General features: G+C 69.1%; 21 protein-coding genes and 1 tRNA gene. 2 read left to right on the top strand and 20 right to left on the bottom strand.

All coding sequences use genetic code 11. The annotated features are described in order from the left end of the window. Positions 1–81: 81 nt before the first annotated feature. Positions 82–855, bottom strand: coding sequence for a hypothetical protein (locus BKA10_RS03380; RefSeq protein ID WP_183498597.1), 774 nt, complete (start codon positions 853–855; stop codon positions 82–84). 158 nt (positions 856–1,013) lie between these two features. Here BKA10_RS03380 and BKA10_RS03375 point away from each other — a divergent pair, with 158 nt between their 5' ends. Next, complete coding sequence (locus tag BKA10_RS03375) at positions 1,014–3,023, top strand: DUF262 domain-containing protein (RefSeq protein ID WP_183498596.1); 2,010 nt, start codon at positions 1,014–1,016, stop codon at positions 3,021–3,023. Positions 3,024–3,068: 45 nt separating this feature from the next. On the opposite strand, the gene BKA10_RS03370 is transcribed toward BKA10_RS03375, so the two are convergent. The 16 genes from BKA10_RS03370 to BKA10_RS03295 form a co-directional block, all read right to left on the bottom strand. After that, positions 3,069–3,140: transfer RNA gene (locus tag BKA10_RS03370), tRNA-Gln, on the bottom strand. Positions 3,141–3,213: 73 nt separating this feature from the next. Continuing rightward, positions 3,214–4,728, bottom strand: coding sequence for a glutamate--tRNA ligase (gltX, locus tag BKA10_RS03365; protein WP_183498595.1), 1,515 nt, complete (start codon positions 4,726–4,728; stop codon positions 3,214–3,216). Between the two features lie 10 nt (positions 4,729–4,738). Then, entirely contained in the window at positions 4,739–6,049 is a 1,311-nt protein-coding gene (locus tag BKA10_RS03360) for an MFS transporter (RefSeq protein WP_183498594.1), read from the bottom strand. Then, positions 6,042–6,809 (bottom strand): fumarylacetoacetate hydrolase family protein, encoded by a 768-nt coding sequence (locus BKA10_RS03355; RefSeq protein WP_183498593.1) that lies wholly within the window; start codon positions 6,807–6,809, stop codon positions 6,042–6,044. The genes BKA10_RS03360 and BKA10_RS03355 overlap by 8 nt, the downstream gene beginning before the upstream one ends. Positions 6,810–6,811: 2 nt before the next feature. Then, positions 6,812–7,924, bottom strand: a complete 1,113-nt coding sequence (locus tag BKA10_RS03350; protein WP_183498592.1) for a branched-chain amino acid aminotransferase — start codon at positions 7,922–7,924, stop codon at positions 6,812–6,814. 53 nt (positions 7,925–7,977) lie between these two features. After that, positions 7,978–9,030 (bottom strand): 3-isopropylmalate dehydrogenase, encoded by a 1,053-nt coding sequence (locus tag BKA10_RS03345; protein WP_183498591.1) that lies wholly within the window; start codon positions 9,028–9,030, stop codon positions 7,978–7,980. 24 nt (positions 9,031–9,054) lie between these two features. Beyond that, a complete protein-coding gene (gene serA / locus BKA10_RS03340; RefSeq protein WP_183498590.1) occupies positions 9,055–10,659 on the bottom strand; it encodes a phosphoglycerate dehydrogenase in 1,605 nt (534 codons plus the stop codon). A 114-nt stretch (positions 10,660–10,773) separates the two neighbouring features. Further along, positions 10,774–11,118, bottom strand: a complete 345-nt coding sequence (locus tag BKA10_RS03335; RefSeq protein WP_183498589.1) for a hypothetical protein — start codon at positions 11,116–11,118, stop codon at positions 10,774–10,776. After that, positions 11,115–11,633, bottom strand: coding sequence for a DNA polymerase III subunit gamma/tau (locus BKA10_RS03330; RefSeq protein ID WP_183498588.1), 519 nt, complete (start codon positions 11,631–11,633; stop codon positions 11,115–11,117). Before BKA10_RS03330 ends, BKA10_RS03335 begins: the two co-directional genes overlap by 4 nt. Continuing rightward, positions 11,630–12,367, bottom strand: a complete 738-nt coding sequence (locus BKA10_RS03325; RefSeq protein WP_183498587.1) for a copper homeostasis protein CutC — start codon at positions 12,365–12,367, stop codon at positions 11,630–11,632. The genes BKA10_RS03330 and BKA10_RS03325 overlap by 4 nt, the downstream gene beginning before the upstream one ends. A gap of 219 nt (positions 12,368–12,586) precedes the next feature. Then, positions 12,587–13,612, bottom strand: coding sequence for a ketol-acid reductoisomerase (gene ilvC / locus BKA10_RS03320; RefSeq protein WP_183498586.1), 1,026 nt, complete (start codon positions 13,610–13,612; stop codon positions 12,587–12,589). Positions 13,613–13,647: 35 nt separating this feature from the next. Next, the gene (gene ilvN / locus BKA10_RS03315; protein WP_183498585.1) at positions 13,648–14,157 is read right to left on the bottom strand and encodes an acetolactate synthase small subunit; all 510 of its coding nucleotides are present in this window, start codon (positions 14,155–14,157) and stop codon (positions 13,648–13,650) included. Position 14,158: 1 nt separating this feature from the next. Beyond that, positions 14,159–15,961, bottom strand: coding sequence for an acetolactate synthase large subunit (locus BKA10_RS03310; RefSeq protein WP_183498584.1), 1,803 nt, complete (start codon positions 15,959–15,961; stop codon positions 14,159–14,161). Between the two features lie 36 nt (positions 15,962–15,997). Beyond that, on the bottom strand, positions 15,998–17,704 hold the full coding sequence (ilvD, locus tag BKA10_RS03305) for a dihydroxy-acid dehydratase (protein ID WP_183498583.1): 1,707 nt from the start codon (positions 17,702–17,704) through the stop codon (positions 15,998–16,000). 9 nt (positions 17,705–17,713) lie between these two features. After that, on the bottom strand, positions 17,714–18,493 hold the full coding sequence (otsB, locus tag BKA10_RS03300; protein ID WP_183498582.1) for a trehalose-phosphatase: 780 nt from the start codon (positions 18,491–18,493) through the stop codon (positions 17,714–17,716). Then, complete coding sequence (locus BKA10_RS03295) at positions 18,490–19,908, bottom strand: alpha,alpha-trehalose-phosphate synthase (UDP-forming) (protein ID WP_248199023.1); 1,419 nt, start codon at positions 19,906–19,908, stop codon at positions 18,490–18,492. Before BKA10_RS03295 ends, otsB begins: the two co-directional genes overlap by 4 nt. 56 nt (positions 19,909–19,964) lie before the next feature. Between BKA10_RS03295 and BKA10_RS03290 the strand changes: the two genes are divergently transcribed. After that, on the top strand, positions 19,965–20,222 hold the full coding sequence (locus BKA10_RS03290; protein WP_183498581.1) for a hypothetical protein: 258 nt from the start codon (positions 19,965–19,967) through the stop codon (positions 20,220–20,222). A 21-nt stretch (positions 20,223–20,243) separates the two neighbouring features. On the opposite strand, the gene BKA10_RS03285 is transcribed toward BKA10_RS03290, so the two are convergent. From BKA10_RS03285 to BKA10_RS03275, 3 genes are read right to left on the bottom strand one after another with little or no spacing between them, the layout of a single operon-like run. Beyond that, complete coding sequence (locus tag BKA10_RS03285; RefSeq protein WP_183498580.1) at positions 20,244–21,428, bottom strand: acetyl-CoA C-acetyltransferase; 1,185 nt, start codon at positions 21,426–21,428, stop codon at positions 20,244–20,246. Continuing rightward, positions 21,425–22,078, bottom strand: coding sequence for a CoA transferase subunit B (locus tag BKA10_RS03280; RefSeq protein ID WP_183498579.1), 654 nt, complete (start codon positions 22,076–22,078; stop codon positions 21,425–21,427). The genes BKA10_RS03285 and BKA10_RS03280 overlap by 4 nt, the downstream gene beginning before the upstream one ends. Before the next feature lies 1 nt (position 22,079). After that, positions 22,080–22,880, bottom strand: coding sequence for a CoA transferase subunit A (locus tag BKA10_RS03275; RefSeq protein WP_183498578.1), 801 nt, complete (start codon positions 22,878–22,880; stop codon positions 22,080–22,082). Positions 22,881–22,989 lie beyond the last annotated feature (109 nt).

The following is a 22,989-nucleotide window of genomic DNA, read 5'->3' as shown; positions in this document are numbered from 1 at the left end:
GATGCGCGAAATCGATCCCGCTCACGCAGAAGGTCCCGGCCGCAGTGCGACCGGGACCTTCTGCGAACGAACGAGTGCGGCTCAGGCCTCGCTCATCGCGGTGACCTCCGCCTGACCGCGAGCAGCGAGGGCTGCGGCGCGGGCGGCGAGGCGACGGGTCTGCTCGGCCTGACCGGCGTCGAGGATCTCCTGGTCGACCGGGTACGACTCGACCTTGTTCACGGCGTTGTACTTGGCCATGTACGCGTCGAGCTCGGGGCCGCTCTCCCACGACGTGATGAGGCAGTAGCGCGGTTCATCGCCGTTGTGGGTCGCTGCGTGCCAGAGGCGTTGCGTGTCGACGATCAGCTGCGCGCCGGCGGGCAGCGCGATGCGGGTCTCCTCGCTGGGATCGGTGCGGTTCTCCCGCAGCACGAAGTAGCTGGTCTTGTCGTCACTCAGATTGAAGAACCCGCGTACGACCCAGCCGGTGCCGTCCGGGTTCAGGCGGTTGTTGTCGTCCTGGTGCAGGTTGTACAGGCAGTCAGCGTACGTGTTCGGCTGCAGCTCGATGATGCGGCAACGACCGACGTTGGCGCCGGGCTCCATGGCACGGGCGGTCAGGGTCGGAGCTTTCTCGGTCTGCGAGTCGATCCACACGCCGTCTTTGTCGGTGCGCGGCGGCTTGTGGTTCCAGAAGCCGTTGCACTCGATCTCACCCTTGGCCGAGGCCAGCGGTGCGAATCGCGTGTCTCCGGAGGACTTCCAGTCGACGTACTCGACGTCGAGCCACTCCTTCGGGTCGATCTCATTGTTATAGCTGTCGAGGACGACGTAACCGGTCTCCTCGAGGGCGGCGGATTTGATGTAACCCATGATTCGGATCATGACCTTTCGTAGACGGGCCAGCGCGTTTTTACAGGCCCAACTTAGGCAACCCTACCTTCGGGTTCTGAACACCCCCGGTGTCGCGGCCGTGAAAAGCGGAACACGAATAGACTCGATGAGGTTTCCGAAGGAGCGACTCTGCGAACATGACCACCGCCACGAATGTCGATGCGACCGCCGTCAGCACGATCGGCTGGCTCTCGGCATCCGGCACCACCATCGTCGTGCCGGTCTATCAGCGGCAGTACCGGTGGGACATCGGCGGATGCGAGCAGCTGCTGGGCGACGTCCGCGCCGTGGCCGACGCTCAGGACGGGCACACGCACTTCATCGGGTCGATCCTGTCCACAGCCAGCGCGTCGGCCTCCGATGACGCCCAGCTCGTGCTCATCGACGGACAGCAGCGCATCACGACGCTGATGCTGCTGGTCGCCGCCCTGCATCACACCCTCCGCGACGACGACCCGGCACTGGCAGCCGAGCTCGAGCGCGTGCTCGTACGCGCGGACTCCCCCGGACGCACCAAGCTGCGACCGCATCGCGCATGGGCGGAGGTGTTCGAGTCCGTCGTGCTCGACCGTCACGCGCCAGGCGATGAGCGCGAGTCGCGTTTCGACGACAACTACGCGTTCTTCCGCAGCCAGATCCGTCCCGACGAGGCCGCACACATCTGGCGCGGGCTGCAGAAGCTCGAGCACGTGTCGATCACGCTCGGCGCGCAGGCGAATGCGCAGCAGATCTTCGAGAGCCTGAACTCCACCGGCGAACCGCTGCGCGACCACGAACTCATCCACAACTACGTGCTCATGGGTCTCTCGCACGCCGAGCAGAGTGAGATCGAAGCCGAGTTCTGGCTGCCGATCGAGCAGAACACCGGCGAGCAGATCGGCTCGTTCTGGCGCCACTACCTCGTCATGCTCACCGGACGCGAGGTGACCGTCGCCGGAGAGCGCGGCGTGTACGACGCGTTCCGTCAGGAGTTCCCCCGTCTCGACATCGTCACGTTGCGCGAACGCGCGAGCCGGTGGCGTGAGTACTCGGAGATCTACCGGCAGCTGCTGGCGCCGGCGGAAGTCGCCGACGCCGAGCTCAGCCGGCAGTTCGGGTACGTGAACACGTTCGGGCGCGGAACCTACCCGCTGGCGATGCGGCTGTACCGGGAGCACCTGCACGGCGAGCTCGACCGCGCGCAGCTGATCGCCACGCTCGACCAGCTGCAGTCGCTGCTGCTGCGCCGTCAGATCGTCGGCCTGTCCAATGACCGTCTGGTGGCGCGTCTGTGCCGGGCGGCCGACGAGGGTCGCGAGTCCCTGCTGCGTGCGATCGCGCGCATCACGCCGTCCGACGAGCGCACGCGCGTGGGGCTGAAGTACAGCGACCTCCCCCATCCCCGCTATGTGCTGGGCCGCCTGGCGGGTCTCGACACCGTCGAACGGCTCGACACCGAGCATGTCTTCCCGCTCGCGCCCGGCGACGACTGGTCGGGCGACGGAACCCGCCACTGGGCCGAGTACACCGACGACGAGCAGAACAGCCACCGCGCGCTGGCCAAGACGCTCGGCAACATCACCCTGCTGGAGCAGACGCTCGCCGACCGCGCCCTGGACGCATCTTTCCCCGCCAAGCGCGAGCTGTATGCGCAGAGCGTCGTCGTCCCGACTCGCGAGCTGAAGGATGCCGGCGCCTGGGGCACAGCGGCGATCGCCGAGCGCACCCGGCGACTCACAGATCTGTTCGTGCAGGTGTGGGAGAGGCCGGCTGTCGCGGGCATCGACGACGACAACCTGACCCCGATTCTGGATGCCAAGAAGAGACGCGGCTGGCCCCGCGGCTGGCAGCGGGAGTTCGACTACGTCGAATACCGCGGCGAGCATTGGGAGGTCCCGGACGTCAAGTACCTCTTCAACCGCATCTTCAAGCGCCTGTGGGCCGACTCTCGGCAGAGCGTCGTCGACTTCAGCGCCCGGCGCGGCGGTCCGGTGTACGACGAGGTCGCCTGGAACGGGCACTGGGACGAGCTCGGCGATGGCCGGCACCTGTACATGGGCTGGGACTCGAAGTACATGCTCACGGCGGTGCAAGGTGTGCTCGAAGAGGCCGGCTGGGCCAGCGAGGTGTTCGTGAAGTACTCGTACATCGGCGATGCGATGCGCTGAGTCCAGACAACGAAAAACCCCCGCCTGAGCGGGGGTTTTTCAGAGCTGGGGTACCTGGACTCGAACCAAGAACAAAGGTACCAGAAACCTCCGTGTTGCCAATTACACCATACCCCAAGGGGGTTCGGCCGAAGCCGTTCCGAGGGTCAAGCTTAGCCCACGATCACGGCTCGGCCAAACCCGCGGCGTGTCAGGCGAGTCGCTCGGCAAGGGCCTTGAGGCGCCGGAACGACTCCGTCCTGCCGAGCAGCTCCATGGATTCGAAAAGCGGCGGCGATATCCGCCGGCCGCTCACTGCGACACGCAGCGGACCGTACGCGACGCGCGGCTTGAGCCCGAGGCCGTCGATGAGAGCGGCTGCCAGCGCGTCCTGAACGGCGGCGGCGACGAACCCGTCGCCGGGTACCGAGGCGAGAGCGTCGATGGATGCCGCCAGCACCTCCCCTGCGTTCGCGGGAAGGCTCGCCAGCGCGTCCTCCTCGGGCACGACATCGTCACGGAACAGGAATCCGAGCAGGCCGGGCGCATCGCCCAGCAGCTGCATCCGCTCCTGCACGAGCGGAGCCGCGGCATCCAGGATCTCCTGCTGCTGCGCGGTCGGGGGCTCCTCGACCAACCCGGCGGCCGTCAGGTAGGGCACCAGACGCGCGGCGAAGTCGGCCGGCGCGAGCGTGCGGACATGGTCGCCGTTGATCGACTCGGCCTTCTTCTGGTCGAACCGAGCCGGGTTCGGGTTGACGTCCACGATGTCGAACGCCTCGATGAGCTCCTGCCGGCTGAAGACGTCGCGGTCGGGGGCGATGGACCACCCCAGCAGTGCGAGGTAGTTCAGCAGTCCCTCGTGGATGAAGCCGCGCTCACGGTGGAGGAACAGATCGGCCTGCGGGTCGCGCTTGGAAAGCTTCTTGGTGCCGGTCTCGCCGAGCACGAGCGGCATGTGCCCGAACCGCGGCACGAACCGGGTCACCCCCGCGTCGATGAGCGCGGCGTACAGGGCGAGCTGGCGCGCCGTGGACGGCATGAGGTCCTCACCGCGCAGCACGTGGGTGATGCCCATGAGCGCGTCGTCGACCGGGTTGGTGAACGTGTACAGCGGCACGCCGCCGGCGCGCACGACGACGAAGTCCGGGAACGAGCCCGCCGGGAACGTCACCTCGCCGCGGATCAGGTCGACGTACGTGAGGTCGTGGTCGGGCACCCGCAGCCGCCAGGCGGGCTCGCGTCCCTCGGCACGGAAGGCGGCCTTCTGCTGGTCGGTCAGCTCGCGGTCGTGGTTGTCGTAGCCGAGCTGCTTCGCGCGGCCGGCCGCCGCGTTGCGCGCGTCGATCTCTTCGGCGGTCGAGTACGACTCGTACACAGCGCCGCTGGCGATGAGCGTGCCGAGCACCTCACGGTAGATGTCGTGCCGCTGCGACTGCCGGTACGGCTCGTGCGGGCCGCCCTTCTCGACGCCCTCGTCCCAGTCGATCTCGAGCCAGGTCAGCGCGTCGACGAGCTGCCGGTAGCTCTCCTCGCTGTCGCGGGCGGCGTCGGTGTCTTCGACGCGGAACACCATCTTCCCGCCGGTGTGACGCGCGTACGCCCAGTTGAACAGGGCGGTGCGGACCATGCCGACGTGCGGCAGCCCGGTCGGTGAGGGACAGAAGCGGACGCGGACGTCGCTTCCGGTGGCGGTGGTCGTGGCGGGGTGCGGTGCAGTGGACATCCGGTCCAGTCTAGTTCTGGTCGCGCGCGGCATCCGGCTCGATCGTGACCGCCGCGGCGTCCACGCGCGCTCCGCGGCGGGCGTACGGCGAAAGGACCGTCACCGCGATCACGACGACCAGCGCCACCAGTGCCAGCCCGCCGTAGCCGATCCACCCGAGGATGAACCCGGCCAGCACCGCGCCGACGGCCGCCGAGAACGTCATGATCGTGTCGCTGAGGCCCTGACGCCGCGGGCGCATCGCGGTCAGCGTGCTCTCGGTCAGCAGGGCCGCGCCCGACACTGTGGCCGCGCTCCATCCCAGCCCGAGCAGCAGGAGGGCGACCAGCACCGCCCACTGCGAGTGCGACGCCAGCGCCGCGACCAGCAGCGCTCCGACCAGCAGTCCCTGGCCGAGCAGGATCACTCGGACGCGCCCCCACCGGTCGGCGAGCATGCCGAACAGCGGCGACAGCCCGTACATGCCGAACACGTGCAGCGCGATCGTGAACCCGACGATCGTCGTGACGTGGGTGGGGTCGAGGTGGGCCAGGTGGACGGGGGTCATGGCCATGACCGACGCCATGACGACGTGGCTGCCGGTGACGGCGAAGATGGCGTACCGGGCGGCGATGGGCCGGTCGGCCTCCACGATGTGTGCGTGGGCCGCCTGGCCGCGGGCGAGGTGCTGTGCGACCAGCAGCGGATCGGGCCGCAGCGCGATGATGTACAGCACGAACGCGCCGATCTGCGCGACGATCGAGAACGCGTAGGCGCCGGTCAGCGGCGGCATCCCGATGGCCTGGCCCAGTGCCTCCCCCGGCGTGAGCATGAGCGGTCCGACGACTCCGCCGATGGTGGTCGCCCACACGACGGTTCCGAGATCGCGCGCGCGTCTCTCACTGCGCGCCAGGTCGGTGGCGGCGAAGCGCGACTGCAGATTGCCCGCGTTGCCCGCGCCGATCAGGATCACGCCCACCAGCAGCAGGGGGAAGATGCGCGACGCGGCCGCCACGAGCACGACCGCGATGCCGACGAGCGCGAGCAGGTTGCCGAGCGTCAGGGCGAAGCGGCGGCCCCGCTTCGACGCCAGTCGTGCCAGCGGGATCGCGCACAGCGAAGCGCCCAGGGTGACCGACGCCGTCGCGAGCCCCGACAGCGCGTCCTGCCCGGAGATGTCGGCTGCCAGCAGAGCGCCCAGTGACACCGTCGCGCCGAAGGCGATGCCGCCGAGCACCTGCCCGGCGGCGAGGATGCGCACCGTGCGGCGCTGGATCTGCGTGACGTCGCCGAGGGAAGCGGCATCCACCCCCTCCACCGATGGATGCCGCGGTTCAGGCATCGCGCACGGTGTTGCGCAACGTGCCCAGCCCCGTGATCTCCACCTCGACGGTGTCGCCGGCCTCGAACGGCCCGACCCCGGCGGGGGTGCCGGTGAGGATGACATCGCCGGGCAGCAGGGTGAACGCCGCCGACGCATACGCGATGATGTCGGCGACGGAGTGGACCATGTCCGAGATCGGAGCGTCCTGCTTGACGTCGCCGTTGACGCGGGCCACCAGGCGCGCACCGCCGTCGAGGTCGAAGTCGGTCTCGATCGCGGGGCCGAGCGGGCAGAAGGTGTCGAATCCCTTCGCCCGCGACCACTGGCCGTCGCTGCGCTGCAGGTCACGCGCCGTGACGTCGTTGGCGATCGTGTACCCGAGGACGTGGTCCAGAGCGGTCTCGGGCGTGACGTTCTTGGTGACACGGCCGATGACGACGGCGAGTTCGCCCTCGAAGTCGGTGCGCTGGGACTGCGGCGGCCGCACGATCGCATCCCCCGGCCCGATGACCGATGTGTTCGGCTTCAGGAACAGCAGCGGCTCGGAGGGCGCCTCGTTGCCGAACTCGGCGGCGTGGTCGTGGTAGTTGCGCCCGACCGCCACGATCTTCGACCGCGGAATGACCGGCGCGAGCAACGCGGCCTCGCCCAGCGGCACGCGCTCACCGGTCGTGTCGAATCCGGCGAACAGCGGGTCGCCGGCGAGCACGACGAGGTCGGTGTCGTCGACGATGCCGTAGCGGATGGTGTCGTTGTGCGCGAAACGGGCGATCCGCATCGTCAGGCGTCCAGTCGCGTGAGCCAGCCGTGGGTGTCTTCGGCGCGCCCGTACTGGATGTCGGTCAGGTGGCCGCGCAGTTCGAGCGCGAGGGTGCCGGTGGGCTGGACATCCTCGAACCCGGCCGCCTTCAGCACGCCGATGGGGGTGACCACGGCGGCCGTGCCGCACGCGAACACCTCGACGATGTCTCCCGATGCCACACCGTCGCGCCACTCGGGCAGCGGCACGGCGCGTCGTTCGACGCGGTGTCCGCGGTCTTGGGCGAGCTGCAGGATCGAGTCGCGGGTGATGCCCTCGAGAATCGACTCGGACTGCGGGGTCACGAGGGTGCCGTCCTTCGTGACGAAGACGACGTTCATGCCGCCGAGCTCTTCGACGTTGCCGTCCGCATCGAGGAACACGACCTGGTCGCATCCCTTCTCGTAGGCCTCGGACTGCGGCAGCAGGCTGGCGGCGTAGTTGCCGCCGGTCTTGGCCGCACCGGTGCCGCCGCGGCCCGCGCGGGCGTAGTCCTCGCTCAGCCAGATCGACACCGGCTTCACGCCGCCGGTGAAGTAGGCACCGGCCGGGCTCGCGATCAGGTAGTACGCCACCTTCTGCGCGGGTCGCACGCCCAGGAACGCTTCCTTGGCGAACATGAACGGCCGCAGGTAGAGGCTCTGGTCCGCGCCCGAGGGCACCCAGTCGCCGTCGACGGCGACCAGTTCGCGCAGCGACTGGAGGAAGTACTCGACGGGCAGTTCGGGCAGGGCGAGGCGACGGGCCGAGCGCTGCAGACGACGGGCGTTGTGCTCGGGACGGAAGGTGTGGATCGAGCCGTCGGCGTGACGATAGGCCTTGATGCCCTCGAAGATCTCCTGACCGTAGTGCAGCACGGCGGCGGCGGGATCCAGCGCGATGGGGCCGTACGGCTGCACGCGCGGGCGATGCCAGCCTCCGCGCGCCGACCAGCAGATGTCGACCATGTGGTCGGTGAAGCTGGTGCCGAACCCGGGATCGACCAGGATCTCGGCACGCTGTGCCGGATTCTTCGCGGCGAGGTTCTTCGTGACGGCGAACTCGAGCGGCGCGACGTCTGCCGTGGCCCGGTCAGTCGGTTCGATGAGAGTCATGTTCCATCCTGTCTCGTGCGGCGCCGCAGGCGACAGCGGCAGGCGGTTCCAGGTTACGCCTGAACCCGCGCCGCAATGGCGTCGCCGACCTGCGCGGTCGTGCGTGCGGTGCCGTCCCGGGAGGCGATGTCCTGCTCGATCGCGCGAGACACTCGTGCGGCCTCATCGTGCAGCCCGAGGTGATCGAGCAGCAGCGCGATGGAGCCGATCGCTGCCGTGGGGTCGGCCTTCTGCTGGCCCGCGATGTCCGGCGCCGAGCCATGGACGGGCTCGAACATCGAGGGGAACGCGCCGTCGGGATTGATGTTCCCCGAAGCGGCGAGGCCGATGCCTCCGGTGACGGCGCCGGCCAAGTCGGTGAGGATGTCGCCGAAGAGGTTGTCGGTGACGATCACGTCGAAGCGGCCCGGGTTCGTGACCAGGAAGATCGTCGCCGCGTCGACGTGGAGGTAGTCTACGGCCACATCCGGGTGCTCCGCCGCCACCTCGTCGACGATCCGCTTCCATATGGCACCGGCGTGCACGAGGACGTTCGTCTTGTGCACGAGGGTGAGCCGGCGCCGGCGCCGCTCGGCCTGGTCGAATGCGAACCGCACGACGCGCTCGATGCCATAGGCCGTGTTCACCGACGTCTCGTTCGCGACCTCGTGCGGGGTGCCGGTGCGGATCGATCCGCCGTTGCCGACGTACGGACCCTCGGTGCCTTCGCGGACGACGACGAAGTCGATCTCGCCGGGCGCGGCCAGCGGTCCGGGTGCGCCCGCGTACAGCTTGGACGGGCGCAGGTTGACGTAGTGGTCGAGCTCGAACCGCAGCGTGAGCAGCAGCCCCCGCTCGATGTTCGCGTCCTTCAGCCGCGGGTCACCGGGCACGCCGCCGACGGCGCCGAGCAGGATCGCATCCTGGCTTTTGATCGCCGTCAGATCGTCGCCCGTGAGCGTGTCACCGGTGTCGAGGAATCGGGCGGCGCCGAGTGAGAATCGGGTCTTGTCGAAGGTGACATCGGAGGCCGCGGTCGCGGCATCCAGCACCTTCTCCGCCTCGGCGATGACTTCGGGACCGATGCCGTCACCCGGGATGACGGCCAGCTTCACGACGCGCGACATTGCTCTCCTCGCGGGGTTCTCGGATTACGACTCGGTGATCTCGATCTGACGCAGCAGATCGGCCTGGATCGCCGAACGCACGTCGTCGAGGAGCTCGTCGGGGACGGGCGAGTCCACGGTGAGGACCGACAGCGCCTGTCCTCCTGCGGCGGAGCGCGCGATCTGCATGCCCGCGATGTTGATGTTCGCCTCGCCGAACTTCTGACCGTAGATGGCCACGATCCCGGGACGGTCGGTGTAGAGCATCACGATATGGTGCTGCTCGATCGGCAATTCGAGCGCATGGTCGTTGATGCCGACCAGCTTCTCGATCTGCTTGGTGCCGGTGAGGGTGCCCGACACAGCCAGCTGCGAGCCGTCCGACAGTGCACCGCGCAGCGTGATGACGTTGCGGTACTCCTCGGAGTCGTCGTCGACGATCAGCCGCGACTCGACACCGCGCTGCTCGGCGAGCAGGGGCGCGTTGACGTAGGACACCGACTCGCTGACGATGTTCATGAACACGCCCTTGAGCGCCGCGAGCTTGAGGACGCTCACGTCGTACTGGTTCAGTTCGCCGTGCACCTCCACGTCGAGGCTCGTGAGCGGGCTGTGCGCGAGCGCGGAGAAGATCTGGCCGAGCTTCTCGACGAGCGGGATGCCGGGACGCACATAGGGGTCGATGATGCCGCCGGCGACGTTCACGGCATCGGGAACCAGCTCGCCGCCGAGCGCGAGACGCACGGACTTCGCGACCGAGACACCCGCCTTCTCCTGGGCCTCGTCGGTGGAAGCGCCTAGGTGCGGCGTCACGACGACGTTGGGCAGGTCGAGCAGCAGCGCAGCCGACCCGTCGGCGACCGGGGGCTCGCTCGTGAAGACGTCGAGGCCGGCGCCGGCGATCTCGCCGGTGGTGAGCGCCTTGTGCAGCGCCTCTTCGTCGATGAGCCCGCCGCGGGCGACGTTGACGATGTACGCGCTGCGCTTCATGAGGCGGAACTGGTCGGTGGAGATCATGCCGGTCGTCTCGGCGGTCTTGGGCATGTGGATCGTGATGAAGTCGCTCTGCTCGAGCAGCTCGTCGAACGTCACGAGCTGGACGCCCAGCTGCTGGGCGCGGGCGCTGGTGACGTACGGGTCGTAGGCGACGACGTGCATGCCGAATGCCTGCAGTCGGGCGGCGATGAGCGCGCCGATGCGGCCGAGGCCGATGATGCCGAGCGTCTTCTCGAACAGCTCGACGCCGGTGTAGGCGCTGCGCTTCCACTCCCCGTCGGCGAGCGAGTCGTGCGCGGCGGGGATACGGCGGGCGAGGCTCAGGATGTGGCCGATGGTCAGCTCGGCGGCGGAGATGATGTTGGACGTGGGGGCGTTGACCACCATGACACCGGCCGTCGTGGCGGTCTTGATGTCGACGTTGTCCAGGCCCACGCCGGCACGCGCGATGACTTTGAGCGCGGGAGCGGCGGCGATCGCCTCCGCATCCATCTTCGTCGCCGACCGGATGAGCACGGCGTTCGCATCGGCCAGCGCCGGCAGCAGGGCCGTGCGGTCGGCGCCGTCGACGTGACGGACCTCGAAATCGGGCCCAAGGGCGTCGATCGTGGCGGGAGAGAGTTGTTCGGCGATCAGCACGACTGGCTTGGACACGGCACACCTTCGGGGCTACACAGGGCGGGGTGGGTCGCCGCGCCGCACGTCGTCGGGGCGAGGCCCGTCCAGCCTACCGTTCGCCGCAGCGCGGCTCTGACCGTGTGACGTGCGTCAGGAGCCGAGCAGCGACGCTCCCCCGGCGACCGAATAGGCCAGGACGTTGAGCCAGAAGACGGCGACCAGTCCGAGCCCGGCCAGCAGCAGGAGCGAGAACTGCCCGGCGGACCGGCGCAGACCCAGCGCGAGCGCGCCGGCGAAGACAAGGATCGGAAAGAGTGCCGCGAACACGAGCAGCGTCCAGCCGAGCCCGTTGAGCCCGAGCGTTCCGCCGGCCTGCGCGATCAGGAAGGCCAGGGCATTCCAGACGGCGTAGGCGTAGAACAGGCCGAAGCCGCCGGCGATCGTGGCGGCGAGCCACGTGGGCATGGCGCGGGGCGCGATGGTGTCGGTGGTCATTGTCCGAGCGCTCCCACCATGATGAACGGCCAGGGCACCAGCAGCACGACGCCCACGATCAGCCATGTGAACCGCAGCCACGCATGCGAGCGGCGAGTGAGCAGGTAGGTCGTGACGAACCAGATGGCCGGGGCCAGTGCCGCGAGGACGAACGCCGGAACGTACGCGGCCGGCGAGACGAGGAAGACTGCGACGTCCTGCAGCCGGAGCCCGCCGATGATCCAGCCGACGGTGAAGAGCAGGTAGATGCCGCCGAGGACCCCGAACGCCACCAGCTCGACGTTGCCCAGGGGCGCTTTCTCGGGGGTGGATGCCGGTGCCGCGACGTCGGCGGATGTCTCGCTCTCGTCGGGTGCGGCGTAGGCCTGGCTCCCCTTCCCGAGCGGGGTGTAGCCGTCGGGCAGGCTCGTCGTGGCGACCGGCTCCGGCTCGGGAGCAGGCGTCCCGGTGTCGAGGGTCGGGTCGTCATCGCCGCCCCAGCTCAGGGCTGCGTCGTCGTCGCGTCCGGTGCTCACGGCTTCAGCGTAGCGGCCGCGCCACGTGCGGCCGCGACTGCGGCTGCGACCACGGCGGGATCGGTCACGTCGTACCCGTCGGCGCCGCCGCCGGGTCCCGCGGCGAGATCGAGTCCGGCGCGACCGCGTGCCGACAGGTGCACCGCCGCCACCCCCGCGCCGATGATCGCCGGGATGTCGTCGGGGACCACTCCCCCGCCGGCCATCACCTCGATGCGGTCACCACCCCGGCGCACGAACTCGGCGAGGCGGTCCACGCCGGCGACCGAGCGCGGTGCGCCACCGGAGGTCAGCACGCGATCGACCCCCTCCTCGCACAGCGCATCGAACACGTCCGCGGGCTGCGCGGACGCGTCGATCGCACGGTGGAAGACCACTTCCGCCGGGCCGGCAGCGTCGCGCCATCGACGCAGCGCGTCGCGGTCGAGCAGCCCGTCACGGTTCAGCGCGCCGACGACGACGCCCCCGGCCCCGGCCCGCACCGCCGCGACGATGTCGGCGGCCACGAGCGCCACTTCGCCGGCGTCGTACACGAACCCCCCGCCACGCGGGCGGATGAGGACGTTGAGGCGTTCGCCGCCCACGGCCGCGGCCGCAGCCTCGATGAGCCCGATCGAGGGGGTGAGGCCGCCGAAGGTCAGCGCCTGGCACAGTTCGAGCCTGTCGGCGCCCGCATCGACGGCGGCGCGCGCGCCACCGGCATCCTGAACAGCGATCTCGACGATGACGGTCACGGTGCCAGCGTACTCACCGGGTCTCGGCACACACCCCCGTCGTACGCACCGCCTTCTCGAACTGGAAGGCGATCGGCACCGCGAAATCGTCCCGCTCGCCTATGAAAGAGCCCGCCCGCCGCAGCCCCGTGTGGAGGCTGTGGCGGACGGGCGGAGCCGTGCCGGGTCGGACGGCGGTCTCAACGGGGGTCCTGCACGCGGCCGAGCCCCCGGGGTGGATCAGCGGGCGGCAGAGCCCTCGACGTAGCCCTCGTCCTGCTGCTTCCACGCGAACAGGGCGCGCAGATCCTTGCCGACCGCCTCGATCGGGTGGGCGGCACCCTTGGCGCGCAGCTCCTGGAACTCGGGGGCACCGGCATCCTGATCGGCGATGAAGCGCTCTGCGAACGCACCCGACTGGATGTCGGCGAGAACGGCCTGCATGTTCTCCTTGACGTGCGCGTCGATGACGCGCGGGCCCGAGACGTAGTCGCCGTACTCGGCCGTGTCGGAGACCGACCACCGCTGCTTGGCGATGCCGCCCTCCCACATGAGGTCCACGATGAGCTTGAGCTCGTGCAGCACCTCGAAGTAAGCGATCTGCGGCTGATAGCCGGCCTCGGTCAGGGTCTCGAAGCCGTACTGGACGAGCTGCGAGACGCCACCGCAGAGGACGGCCTGCTCGCCGAACAGGTCGGTCTCGGTCTCTTCGGTGAACGTGGTCTTGATGACACCCGCGCGGGTGCCGCCGATCGCCTTCGCGTACGCCTTCGCAACGTCCCACGCCTGCCCCGACGCGTCCTTCTCGACCGCGATGATGTCGGGGATGCCGCGACCGGCGACGAACTCGCGACGCACCGTGTGGCCCGGGGCCTTGGGGGCGACGAGGATCACGTCGACACCGTCGGGCGCCTCGATGTAGCCGAAGCGGATGTTGAACCCGTGCGCGAACGCGAGGGTCTTGCCGGCCGTGAGGTTCGGCTTGATGTGGTCGTTGTAGATGCCGCGCTGGTGCTGGTCGGGCGCGAGGATCATGATGAGGTCGGCCCATGCGGTCGCGTCGGCGACGCTCTTGACCTCGAAGCCGTCCTCCTGTGCCTTGGCGATGGACTTCGAGCCGTCCTTGAGGGCGATGGCGACCTCGACACCCGAGTCGCGCAGGTTCTGCGCGTGGGCGTGGCCCTGGGAGCCGTAGCCGACGATCGCGACCTTCTTGCCCTGAATGAGCGACAGGTCGGCGTCGGCGTCGTAGAAGATCTCGGCCATGTGTGTGTTTCTCCTTGAGGTGGGGGTTCGGGGTGTCAGCCGCGCAGGACGCGCTCGGTGATGGATTTGCCGCCGCGGCCGATGGCGAGCAGGCCCGACTGGGCGAGCTCCTTGATGCCGAACGGCTCGAGGGCGCGGAGGATCGCGTCGATCTTCCCGCGGTCGCCGGTCACCTCGACCACGAGCGCGTCGGTGGCGTAGTCGACCACGGACGCGCGGAAGAGGTTGACCACTTCGATCACGTTCGACCGGGTCTGGTTGTCGGCGCGGACCTTGATGAGCATGTGCTCGCGCTGGACGGATGCCGCGAAGTCGAGCTCGACGATCTTGATGACGTTCACGAGCTTGTTCAGCTGCTTGGTCACCTGCTCCAGCGGCAGCTCCTCGACGTCGACGACGACCGTGATGCGGGACAGGCCCGGCACCTCGGTCACGCCCACGGCGAGGGACTCGATGTTGAAGCCGCGGCGGGCGAACAGGCCGGCGACACGGGTCAGCAGACCGGGCTTGTTCTCCACCAGGAGGCTCAGCACATGACGGGACATCTCACGCCTCCTCGTCGAACGACGGCGCGTGGTCGCGCGCGTACTGGACATAGCTGTTGCTGACGCCCTGCGGCACCATCGGCCACACCATGGCATCGGCGCTCACCACGAAATCGATCACGACGGGGCGGTCGTTCGTCTCCAGTGCCGTCTGGATCGCGGCATCCACGTCTTCTTCCTTCTCGACGCGGATCGCGAGGCAGCCGTAGGCCTCGGCCAGCTTCACGAAGTCGGGGATGCGGATCGTGCCGTGCCCGGTGTTGAGATCGGTGTTGGAGTGGCGACCGTCGTAGAACAGGGTCTGCCACTGCCGCACCATCCCGAGCGACGAGTTGTTGATGATCGCCACCTTGATCGGGATGTTGTTGATCGCGCAGGTGGCCAGCTCCTGATTGGTCATCTGGAAGCAGCCGTCGCCGTCGATCGACCAGACGACCCGGTCGGGTTCGGCGACCTTGGCGCCCATCGCGGCCGGCACCGAGTAGCCCATCGTGCCGGCGCCGCCGGAGTTCAGCCACGCGTTGGGACGCTCGTACTTGATGAACTGCGCCGCCCACATCTGGTGCTGGCCGACCCCGGCGGCGTACACGCCCTCGGGTCCGGTCAGCTCGCCGATCCGCTGGATCACGTACTGCGGCGACATGAGCCCGTCGGAGGGCTGCGAATAGCCCAGCGGGAACTCGTCCCGAAGCCCGTCGAGGTAGGACCACCACTCCTCGATGTCGGGCTTGCTGCCCTGGGTGGCCCCCGAGAAGGCCGCATCCAGGTCGACCAGCACGTCCTTGACGTCGCCCACGATCGGGACGTCGGCGGTGCGGATCTTCGAGATCTCGGCTGGGTCGATGTCGACGTGCACGACCTGCGCATTCGGCGCGAACAGGGCGGCCTTGCCGGTGACGCGGTCGTCGAACCGTGCGCCGAGGGCGACGAGCAGGTCGGCCTCCTGCAGTGCCAGCACTGCGGGCACGGTGCCGTGCATGCCGGGCATGCCGAGGTGCTGCGGGTGAGAGTCGGGGAAGGCGCCGCGTGCCATCAGCGTCGTGACCACCGGTGCTCCGGTGGACTCGGCGAGGCTGAGCAGCTCGCTCGCGGCCCGGCCGCGGATCACGCCGCCGCCGACGTACAGCACCGGCTTCTTCGCCGCGGCCAGCAGCTGGGCCGCGGCCTGGATCTGCTTGCCGTGCGCCTTGGTGACCGGGCGGTAGCCGGGCAGGTCGATCTTCGGCGGCCAGATGAACGGCGCCTCGTTCTGCTGCGCGTCCTTGGTGACGTCCACCAGCACCGGGCCGGGACGGCCCGTTCCGGCGATCTCGAAGGCTGCCGCGATGGCGGCGGGGATCTCCTCGGCGGTCTTCACCAGGAACGAGTGCTTGGTCACCGGCATCGTGATGCCCACGATGTCGGCCTCCTGGAACGCGTCGGTGCCCATCAGCGTCGAGAAGACCTGGCCGGTGATGCAGACCATCGGCACCGAGTCCATGTAGGCATCGGCGATCGCCGTCACGAGGTTGGTCGCGCCCGGTCCCGAGGTCGCGATCGCGACGCCGATCTTGCCCGATGCCGAGGCGTAGCCCTCGGCGGCGTGACCCGCCCCCTGCTCATGGCGGACGAGGATGTGGCGAAGCTCGGTCGAGTCCATGAGCGGGTCGTAGACCGGCAGGATCGCGCCGCCCGGCAGGCCGAACACGTCGGTGACGCCGAGCAGCTCGAGCGAACGGACGACCGCCTGGGCGCCGGTGAGCACGGGAGCGGATGCAGAGCGGGAGGGTGGCCGGGGCACGGCCGCCGTCGTGTCAGATGACATCAATGAGACCTTCGGGTCGATGGGGTGTCGGAGGGCCTAGCCCGTCGTCGCGCCCTCCGCAGCGGAGCGCACGAGCTTGGAGTACTTGGCCAGAACGCCACGGGTATAGCGCGGGGGAAGGGGCTCCCAGCCGTCGCGGCGAGAGCTCAGCTCTGCGTCGTCGACGAGTAGGTCGAGAGTGCGAGCCGCGATATCGACCCGTATCAGATCACCATCGCGCACGAAGGCAATGGGACCAGCGTCCACTGCTTCGGGTGCTATGTGGCCGATGCACAGGCCGGTTGTGCCGCCTGAGAATCGTCCGTCCGTCAAGAGTAGTACATCTTTCCCGAGCCCCGCGCCCTTGATGGCCGCGGTGATGGCGAGCATCTCGCGCATGCCCGGTCCGCCCTTGGGACCCTCGTAGCGGATGACGACGACATCGCCGGCCTCGATCCGGCCTGCCTCGAGCGCGTCCATGGCCGCGCGCTCGCGCTCGAACACGCGGGCGGGGCCCTCGAACACGTCGGCGTCGAAGCCCGCCGACTTCACGACCGCGCCTTCGGGCGCGATCGAGCCGTGCAGGATCGTCAGACCGCCGGTCGCATGGATCGGGTCGTCGAGCCGGTGGATGACCTTCCCGTCGATGGGATCGGGATTGAGGTCGCGCATGTTCTCGGCGAGGGTCTTGCCGGTCACCGTGAGCGCGTCTCCGTGCAGGAGACCCTCGTCGAGCATCGCCTTCATGATCACAGGGATGCCGCCGTGACGGTCGACGTCGTTCATGACGTACTTGCCGAACGGCTTCATGTCGGCCACATGCGGGACCTTGTCGCCGATGCGGTTGAAGTCGTGCAGATTCAGCTCGACGTCGGCTTCGCGCGCGATCGCGAGCAGGTGGAGCACGACGTTGGTCGAGCCGCCGAGCGCCATCGCGAGCGCGATCGCGTTCTCGAACGCCTCGGGCGTGAGGATGTCGCGGGTCGTGATGCCCTGACGCAGCAGGTTCACGACGGCCTCACCCGACCGGTGCGCGAAGTAGTCGCGGCGGCGGTCTGCCGACGGCGGTGCGGCAGAGCCCGGGAGGCTGAGGCCCAGCGCCTCGGCGACCGAGGCCATCGTGTTGGCGGTGTACATGCCACCACAGGCGCCCTCACCGGGCGCGAACGAGCACTCGATGCGCTTGAGGTCCTCTTCGGACATCCGACCCGCCACGCACGCGCCGACACCCTCGAAGGAGTCGACGATGGTGATCTCCTTCTCGGTGCCGTCCGAGAGCTTGACCCAGCCGGGTGCGATCGAGCCGGCGTAGAGGAAGACGCTCGACAGGTCCAGGCGGGCAGACGCCATGAGCATGCCGGGGATGGACTTGTCACACCCCGCGAGCAGCACGCTGCCGTCGAGCCGCTCGGCCATGATGACCGTCTCGACCGAGTCGGCGATGACTTCGCGTGAGACGAGCGAGAAGTGCATGCCCTCGTGGCCCATCGAGATGCCGTCCGACACGGAGATCGTCCCGAACTGCAGCGGGTAGCCGCCCCCGGCGTGCACACCCTCCTTCGCGCCCTGCGCGAGCCGGTCCAGGCTCAGGTTGCAGGGAGTGATCTCGTTCCAGCTCGACGCGATCCCGATCTGGGGCTTGTCCCAGTCCTCGTCGCCCATGCCCACGCCGCGGAGCATCCCGCGGGAGGTGGTGGCTTCGATGCCGTCGGTGACAACGCGACTGCGCGGCTTGATATCGATGGTTTCGTCGGGGGAAGACATTCTCGCAGTCTATTCCCGGTCGGCGTCGCGGAGGTGCGCCAGGCTGAGCAGCAGGGCGGCGAGTCCGGCGATGTCGTCGACGCGGATCTGCGCGGCCGTGGGCCCCGCGCCGACCTTCACGCCTACGTCCTCCGGGCCCAGTGCGGCGATCGCGTCCTCATCGGTGACATCGTCGCCGGCGAACAGCACGCCGGTGGCCTCTGTCGCCTCACGCAGAAGTCGTACCGCGGTGTCCTTCCCCTCCGCACGGAACGAGAACTCGGTGATGTTGTGACCGACCCGCCGGCGCCACCCGGGCGCGCGAGCGGCCACGAGTCGATCCACGCGGCCGTGCACCTGGTCCGCCTGTGCGGGATCGACCAGACGGGAGTGCACCCCGAAGCCGAACTCCTTGGCTTCGACCCACGCACCCTCGATGTCGGCGATCGCGGACTCCGCTTCCGCACGCAGCGCGTCGCGCAGCGCGAGTGCGTCTGCATCGGCCGTTCCGGTGGTCTTCGGCGCGCGAACGGACCGCGGCGTCCAGTACTCCGCGCCGTGCGATCCGGCCAGCAGCACCGCCGACGTGTCATCGTGCTCGGCGATCACGCGGAGGTGCTCGAGTGTGCGTCCCGAGACGAAGGAGACCGAGGTGGCCGGTGTCGCGAGCAGCGCGGCGACGGCCGTGCGCGCTTCGGGCGCCATCCGCGCAGTCATCGGCTCGTCCACCAGCGGTGACAGTGTGCCGTCGAAGTCGAGGGCGACCAGTAGCCGAGGAGTCCTGGCGATGGCGGCCAGCGGATCTGTCACGCCCGCTGCCCCCGCAGATACTCCAGATCGAGCATGAACCGCTCAGACCAGTCGGCGACGTCATGCTCGCGGACACGACGGCGCAGCGCCCGCATGCGCCGGGTCTGGTCTTTGGGAGACAGTTCGACGGCCGCCAGGATGGCGTCCTTGAGCCCGTCGATGTCATGCGGGTTCACTTTGATCGCCTGCGTCAGTTCGTCGGCGGCGCCGGCGAACTCGCTGAGCACGAGCACCCCGTCGACACCCACGCGACTGGCGACGTACTCCTTGGCCACCAGGTTCATGCCGTCGCGCAGAGCCGTCACGAGCATGACATCGGCGGCGAGGTAGAGCGCGACCATCTCCTCCCGCGGGTAGGAGTGATGCAGGTACCTCACCGCGGAGTAGTCGACGGTGTCGGTCTCGCCGTTGATCCGACCCACCGCCTGCTCGATCTCGTCGCGCAGCTGCATGTACGCACCGACGCGCTCTCTGCTGGGGCTGGCCACCTGCACGAGTGTGACGTCCTCGACATTGAGCCGGCCTTCGGCCAGCAGCTCGCCGTAAGCCTTCAGCCGGTGACGGATGCCCTTCGTGTAGTCGAGGCGGTCGACGCCGAGCAGGATCTTGCGGTCGCCGAGACCCTCGCGGATCTCCCTGGCACGCGCCTGGATGTCGGGCCGGCGGGCGAGCTCGTCGTAGAGGGACACGTCGATCGAGATGGGGTAGGCCTTGGCGATCGCGATCCGGCGACCGCCGTCGGCGGTCGGAACGGTGATCGCCCCGGCGCGTGTCTCATACGAGAACTGCCGACGGACCGCGCGGGCGAAGTTGCCGGCATCCGCCACCCGCTGGAAGCCGATGACATCCGCGCCGAGCAGCCCATCCAGGACCTGGCGGCGCCACGGCAGCTGCGAGTAGAGCCCGTATGCCGGAAACGGAATGTGGTGGAAGTAGCCGATCACGAGATCGGCACGCAGCTCACGCAGCATGCGCGGGACGAGCTGCAGCTGGTAGTCGTGCACCCACACCGTCGCGCCCTCGGCCGCTACGGCTGCGGCGGCCTCGGCGAACCGGCGATTGACCCGGACGTAGGCGTCCCACCATTCGCGGTGGTAGCCGGGCGGAGAGATGACGTCGTGGTACAGCGGCCAGATCGTGTCGTTCGAGAAGCCCTCGTAGTACAGCTCGATCTCTTCGGCGGTCAGGGTGACGGGCACCAGGCGCATGCCGTCGAAATCGAACGGCGCGACCTCGAGATCGGCCGTCCCGGGCCAGCCCACCCAGGCGCCCTCGGTGCTGCGCATGACCGGCTCGAGCGCGGCCACCAGGCCGCCCGGCGAACGCCGCCAGGGCTCCGCCGGGTCATCGGAGTGGTCGACGGGCAGGCGATTGGACACGACGACGACATCGGCCGCGGCAGGGGGTCTGGACACACACCCAATCTATCGGGGCCTTCGCGTCTTGTCCGGTGCACGGGTAGCGTGGACGCATGCGCAACTACGTGTTCGGAACCGGGATCGTCTCCGCCCTCACCGGGGGGCTCGCGCTGCTGCGGGCGATGCGCGAGGACGAGCCGTTCACGTGGCGTGTCGCGCTGGCGTGGCTGAGCTGGGGCATCACGCTCGCGCTCGCGATCGGTGCCATCGTCGACACCCGCCGTGCCCGGCACGGCGAGTTCGTGGCCCCGGACTCCCCCGTCTCGGGCAAGGAGCCCAAGCTCTCCCGCGCCGCGCGCAACATCTCCTGAGCGCGGCGCCGGGCCGGATGCTCAGCGCGTCAGGATGAGCGCTTCGCCCTGACCGCCGCCACCGCACAGGCCCACCGCGGCGGTGCCGGTGCCACGGCGGACCAGTTCGTGGACCGCATGGACCACCAAACGCGCGCCGGAGGCGCCGATCGGGTGCCCGATCGCGATGCCGCCGCCGTGCGGGTTGACGATCTCCTCCGACAGGCCGAGCTCCGACTGGGAGCGGGCAACGACGGCGCCGAAGGCCTCGTTGATCTCGACGAGGTCGAGATCGGACGCGGTGATGCCCTGCCGCTGCATCGCCTGCTCGATGGCGCGGGCAGGCTGCGCGTGCAGCGAGTTGTCGGGCCCCGCGACCTGGCCGGCGGCGCCGACCACCGCCAGGATCTGCCAGCCCTGGTCGTCGGCATGCGCGCGTGTGGTCAGCACGACCGCGGCGGCGCCATCGGAGATCTGCGAGGAATTGCCTGCGGTGATCGAGCCGTCGGGCGCGAAGGCCGGGCGCAGCCGTCCGAGCGTCTCGACCGTCGTGTCGGGACGCACGCCTTCGTCGGCGGCCACGCGCACGGGCTCGCCGCGGCGCTGCGGAATCTCGACCTCGACGATCTCGGCGTCGAACACGCCTGCGGCGGCACCGGCGGCGGCGCGCTGATGCGACAGTGCCGCCACGCGGTCCTGGTCGTCGCGGGTCACTTCGTACTTCGGGTTGAGCCGCTCGGTGGAGGTGCCCATGCTCTCGCGGTCGTACGCGTCGGTGAGCCCGTCATAGGCCATGTGGTCGAGCACCTCAACCGAGCCGTACGACCAGCCGTCGCGCGAACCCATCAGCAGGTGGGGTGCGCGGGTCATCGACTCCATGCCGCCCGCGACGACCACCGTCGCGTCGCCGGTGGCGATCATGCGCGTGGCGTCGATGATGGCGGTCAGGCCCGACAGGCACACCTTGTTGACGCTCGACGCGGGGACATCCCATCCGATGCCGGCGCCGATGGCGGCCTGCCGGGCGGGGTTCTGCCCCGAGCCGGCCGCAAGCACCTGGCCCATGATCACGGCATCCACCGCCTCGGCGGGGACTCCCCCGCGCTCGAGCGCGCCGGCGATGGCCTTCGCCCCCAGCTCGGGGGCGGTCAGGGCTGCGAGCTGCCCCTTCAGCCGGCCCTGCGGCGTGCGGGCGGCGGCGACGATGACGATGTCGTTCGTGGTCATGAGAGCACCTTCAGATCCTGCGAGACGATGAGTTCGGGTTCGGTGGCCGCGATGACCTCGTCGACGCTCACGCCCGGCGCGGTCTCGACGAGCACCAGTCCGTCATCGGTCACATCGATGACGGCGAGGTCGGTGATGATGCGGTCGACGACGCCCTTGCCGGTGAGCGGCAGGGAGCACGAGTCGACGATCTTGGGCGTGCCGTCCTTGGCGACGTGCTCCATCAGGACGATCAGCTTCGCCGCGCCGTGGACCAGGTCCATCGCGCCGCCCGGGCCCTTGACCATCTTCCCGGGGATCATCCAGTTGGCCAGGTCGCCGCCCCGCGAGACCTGCATCGCGCCGAGGATGGCCGCGTCGATCTTGCCGCCGCGGATCATGCCGAAGCTCGTCGCGGAGTCGAAGAAGGAAGTGCCCGGGAGCGTCGTGACCGTCTCCTTGCCGGCGTTGATGAGGTCGGGGTCGACGGCGTCCTCGGTGGGGTACGGGCCCACCCCGAGGATGCCGTTCTCGGACTGCAGCACGACGGTCACGCCGTCGGGCACGTAGTTCGGGACGAGGGTGGGCAGGCCGATGCCGAGGTTCACGTACGAGCCATCGGTCAGCTCTGCGGCCGCGCGGGCGGCCATCTCATTGCGGGTCAGTGCCATGTCATGCTCCTTCGGGGATGTCGCGGCTCAGCGCCTGCGCGACCGAGACCGTGCGCCGTTCGATGCGCTTGACGATGTCCGTTCCCACCTCGACGACGCGGTGCACGTAGATGCCGGGCAGATGGATCTCATCGGGGTCGAGCTCGCCGGGCGCGACGAGCTCTTCGACCTGTGCGATGCACACCCGTCCGGCCATGGCGGCGAGCGGGTTGAAGTTGCGCGCGGCCTTGTTGAAGACCAGGTTTCCGTGGCTGTCGCCCTTGAGCGCGTGCACGAGGGCGAAGTCGGTGATGATGGCCTCTTCGAGGACGAACTCGCGCTCCTGACCGTGCACGTCGAAAGTGCGCACGTCTTTGACGGGGGATGCCACGGCGACGCCGCCCTCACCGTCGTACCGCCGCGGGAGCCCGCCCTCGGCGACCTGCGTTCCCACACCGGTCTGCGTGTAGAACGCCGCGATGCCCGAGCCGCCGGCGCGAAGCTTCTCGGCCAGCGTCCCTTGCGGCGTCAGCTCGAGTTCGAGCTCGCCGGAGAGGAACTGCCGTTCGAACTCCTTGTTCTCGCCGACGTAGGAGGACGTCATCTTGCGGATCCGCTTGGCGTTCAGCAGGACGCCGAGTCCCCAGTCGTCCACACCGCAGTTGTTCGAGACGATCGACAGGTCGCTCGTTCCCTGCGCCAGGAGCGCCTCGATGAGGGCGATCGGGTTGCCCGACAACCCGAAACCGCCGACGGCCAGCGACGCGCCGTCCGGGATGTCGGCGACCGCGTCGGCGGCCGATGGATAGGTCTTGTCGATCACGTGCACTCCTTCGTGTCGGGTCCGGCGCTGCCGCCGACCTGCGCTGCTTCCAGCTTCGGCCACCGCCGAGGCCACGCCAAGCCCGCGCTTGCGATATGGGAACGGGTTC

Origin of the sequence: Microbacterium invictum (assembly GCF_014197265.1) — a bacterium.
Lineage (GTDB): Bacteria > Actinomycetota > Actinomycetes > Actinomycetales > Microbacteriaceae > Microbacterium > Microbacterium invictum.
This window is presented reverse-complemented; position numbering and strand designations above follow the sequence as displayed.